Source organism: Photobacterium sp. OFAV2-7 (assembly GCF_022347985.1).
Classification (GTDB): Bacteria; Pseudomonadota; Gammaproteobacteria; order Enterobacterales; family Vibrionaceae; genus Photobacterium.
Window position 1 is genome coordinate 1 of the sequence record NZ_JAKRFQ010000591.1, and the last position, 3,307, is coordinate 3,307.

A 3,307-nucleotide genomic window follows, 5' to 3' on the forward strand; every position below is an offset into this window, starting at 1 on the left:
TACGCTGAGTGGATCATGAATGACGGCGATGACGTGATTAAATTTGTCGCTTGGTTCTTCTTCGATATGTTCGACATCAAACAGAAAGATGTCTATCAAGCTGCCGGCCGTACCTATCAGCAGCCGAAGAGAACATAACGCTCTCTTCTACTCTTATAATAAGCCAGTTTAATCGCTGGCTTTTTATTTGACTCTTTCAACATCCGGGTGCTCACCAGAAGCATTTTCGTGAAAGATATCCGCAAGATAACCCGATAACTCACTTTCATCGAGTTCCGATGGAATCACAACATCATAAATACGTACACGCATCGATGTGTCTGACTCCAGGAAGAGAAGCCACTCTCCATTCTTCCTATGTACTGACATGTTCTTACCAAACACATTGAATTTAACAAAAGCCATTTAACAGTTCACCAAAGCGCGTATTTTGTAGGCATAAAACAACACCATAACGACCTCTCCTTGGTTTCGCCAACTTTATCTGTGATAATTCTACTTCACCAATTTTTCAAATGGCTCCCCATGAAACTACTAGTAAGAAACCTTGCCCGCACTACCACTGAAGATGAACTTAAAGCGTTGTTTGCAGAACACGGCGTTGTAGAGTCCTGCAACCTAGTGCTAGATCAAGAAACAGGTAAGTCTAAAGGTTTTGGTTTTGTTGAAATGCCAGACATTGACGAAGCCGCTACGGCAATTTCCGCTCTAAACGGTACAAAAATCGCGAAAAGCAAAGTTCGCGTGAAAGTCGCAGAGTAACCCTCACGCTTAACTATGCTGAAGGGCTAAAGGTCAGAACAGAACACTTCTGGCCTTTTGAACAACTACCTTCCAGACGTCACACGCTTACGATATTCCCTTGGCGAACAGCCATGATACTGGCGAAACCGGTGAGTAAAATTATAGGGGTCCGGATAGCCCAGACGCTGAGCAATCATACCAACCGACCAGCTTTCATAGTGAAGCAAGTCCGTCGCTTTTTCCATTCTCAACGCAATCAGTTTTTGCTGAGTCGAACATCCGTAGAGCTGTTTACAAATCCGATTTAACTGCTCGACACTGATATAGCTTTGCTCGGCAATCCCCTTGACTGTCCATGGATGATGTAGCTGGGACTCCACCTCATTAAAGACGCTTTGCACTCTCAGTACGGAATTTGAAGGCGCATTTGATGCCGAGCCCAATAGAAGCCTCGACAGTTCGCTGGCAAATAGCTTCCGAAAGCTCGAACGCCCACCAATTTCAGAGTGAAACAAACTCATGACCGACCATATCTGCTCACAGAGATACGACGGCTCGACTCGTTGCCCACCTTCAATCAACGGTTGCCATTTATCGGTGCTCTGCAATAGCACCCAGGCCATCTTCCAGTTAATACCGGGGTCGGCCAGTTCGAAACGAAAAGGAAGGTTAGCAGGCAAAACCGTCAGGGAATTCGCTTCTATTTCCATAACAGAGTTTTCAGTGATTAATCGCCCCCGGCCTTCGAGCGTAAACAGCAATGTATGTATCGACGTTCCTACCCGCTCCACATGATAGCCTTCAGACAACTCGGCAAGCCCTGCCATGAAAAACTGACTGTCAGCCAATTCAGGCAGTTCAGACTGAGTCAAAAAACGTTCTTTGCAGGCATCAGCCAGATACACCTCATCTTGCCAGCTCGATTTTGGCTCAGGCATAGGAATGACAGATCCGCACAGGTTTTCTGATTTTTCTAACATGTCGCTCACTTCAATGCTCTTATATATTTGCCCCGTACTTTGAGGGCACGCTTATGACTACACGCTTATGACTACAAATCTAGCAACACATTCATCTCTGCCTGAGGCATTGTTTTCACGCGTCGTGAAACTAGCTTTCCCGGTTGCAGTTCAAAGCGCCTTGGTTTCCATACTGGCACTTGCGGATGTCCTCATGGTCAGCGATTTCGGCCAGGAAGCCACTGCCGCTGTCGGCATTGCCTCAAAATGGCATTTTGTCGCCATCATGATCATGGCCGGTCTTTCTACGGCAAACGGCGTACTGATCTCGCAATACTGGGGCCAAGACGACAGAGTGCATGCCAAGACGGTCACTCTCCAATCGCTTAAGTTCGGTGCAGTGATTATGGTACCTGTCACGCTCGTCATTACGATATTTGCACAACAAATCATGCGATTGCAAACTAATGATATGTTGGTAATTAGCCAGGGGGTGGCGTACTTATGGTACAGCTTTCCGGTACTGATCCTGACACACATGGTTATCACCGCCGAATCCAGCTTACGCTCAAGTGGCGATACCCTGCTACCACTGATCCTCGGTGCGATCACCATTATCCTGAACATTGGTCTTAACTTCGTCTTGATTAAAGGCGGATTCGGCATCCCTGCCATGGGCGTAGCTGGTGCTGCACTCGCGACCACTATTGCACGTCTTGTACAGGTACTGATGATTTGGGGTGTATTGAAATATCGCCAACACTGGCTATTTACCAGCCGCGCAATCCCTAAGCACCAAACGCTTTGGATGACTTACAAAAAGCTGGCTATTCCGAACTCGCTCAATATGCTGCTTTGGGCGCTGGGAACACTCACGTATCAGATGGTCTTCGGACACATGGGCACTACCGAACTGGCGGTCTTCAGTATGCTGGCACCCTTCGAGTCACTGTGCTATTCGATGTTCTTTGGTATTTCAGTCGCCTGTTCCGTTTTGATGGGCCAATCCCTTGGTCGCAACGAGTTTGATACAGCCCTGGCCATGACGAAGTTCTTTCTCAAATTTGTCATTTTGCTCGGCATCGCACTTGGGCTGCTGCTTTTCATGCAACGAGATTTGATTCTCGGTTGGCTAAGCCTGGATACGGGTAACTTCTATCCATATGCCCTGCCAGCGATTTCAGTCATGTGCTTTGCCATATGGGTAAAAATGCTCAATATGATCATCATAAACGGTATTCTGCGGGCCGGAGGCGAGAACTTGTTCTGCCTGAGAATGGATTTTATCGCGATGTGGATGGTAGGTATCCCGCTTACCGCCTATGGCGCATTCATCGGCGAATGGGGTTTTGGCTGGGTATATCTGGCAATGCTAAGTGAAGAGTTCGTTAAGTTGTCGCTTTGCTTCCATCGCTACCTGCAACGCCGTTGGATGAACAACCTGACCTTACAGACCACATAAACATACAGAATGAAATCACAGCTAAACAATTTATACCCAAGCTACCTCAAGATGCTCGTTTCAGCGAGAATTACTTGGCTTGTAGGCTAGGCACCGATTTGAAAATCTAGTGGCTCTAAATTAATAATCGGTAACAACGCAT

At 47.0% G+C, this 3,307-nt stretch carries 4 protein-coding genes; 2 read left to right on the forward strand and 2 right to left on the reverse strand.

All coding sequences use genetic code 11. The annotated features are described in order from the left end of the window. Window positions 1-183: 183 nt before the first annotated feature. Window positions 184-405 carry a hypothetical protein gene (locus MHN01_RS21360; protein ID WP_239413325.1) on the reverse strand — a complete coding sequence of 74 codons (222 nt, stop codon included), beginning with the start codon at window positions 403-405 and terminating at the stop codon, window positions 184-186. 120 nt (window positions 406-525) lie between these two features. Between MHN01_RS21360 and MHN01_RS21365 the strand changes: the two genes are divergently transcribed. Further along, on the forward strand, window positions 526-762 hold the full coding sequence (locus MHN01_RS21365; RefSeq protein WP_239413326.1) for an RNA-binding protein: 237 nt from the start codon (window positions 526-528) through the stop codon (window positions 760-762). 65 nt (window positions 763-827) lie between these two features. Here the strand turns inward: MHN01_RS21365 and MHN01_RS21370 are convergent, their stop codons facing one another. Continuing rightward, complete coding sequence (locus tag MHN01_RS21370; protein ID WP_239413327.1) at window positions 828-1,724, reverse strand: helix-turn-helix transcriptional regulator; 897 nt, start codon at window positions 1,722-1,724, stop codon at window positions 828-830. A 67-nt stretch (window positions 1,725-1,791) separates the two neighbouring features. Here MHN01_RS21370 and MHN01_RS21375 point away from each other — a divergent pair, with 67 nt between their 5' ends. Beyond that, a complete protein-coding gene (locus MHN01_RS21375; RefSeq protein WP_239413328.1) occupies window positions 1,792-3,165 on the forward strand; it encodes an MATE family efflux transporter in 1,374 nt (457 codons plus the stop codon). Window positions 3,166-3,307: the final 142 nt, after the last annotated feature.

Bases quoted from the DNA above. Each gene is read 5' to 3' on its own strand.
- MHN01_RS21360 (WP_239413325.1), bottom strand. From the start codon at position 405: ATGGCTTTTGTTAAATTCAATGTGTTTGGTAAGAACATGTCAGTACAT.
- MHN01_RS21365 (WP_239413326.1), top strand. From the start codon at position 526: ATGAAACTACTAGTAAGAAACCTTGCCCGCACTACCACTGAAGATGAA.
- MHN01_RS21370 (WP_239413327.1), bottom strand. From the start codon at position 1,724: ATGTTAGAAAAATCAGAAAACCTGTGCGGATCTGTCATTCCTATGCCT.
- MHN01_RS21375 (WP_239413328.1), top strand. From the start codon at position 1,792: ATGACTACAAATCTAGCAACACATTCATCTCTGCCTGAGGCATTGTTT.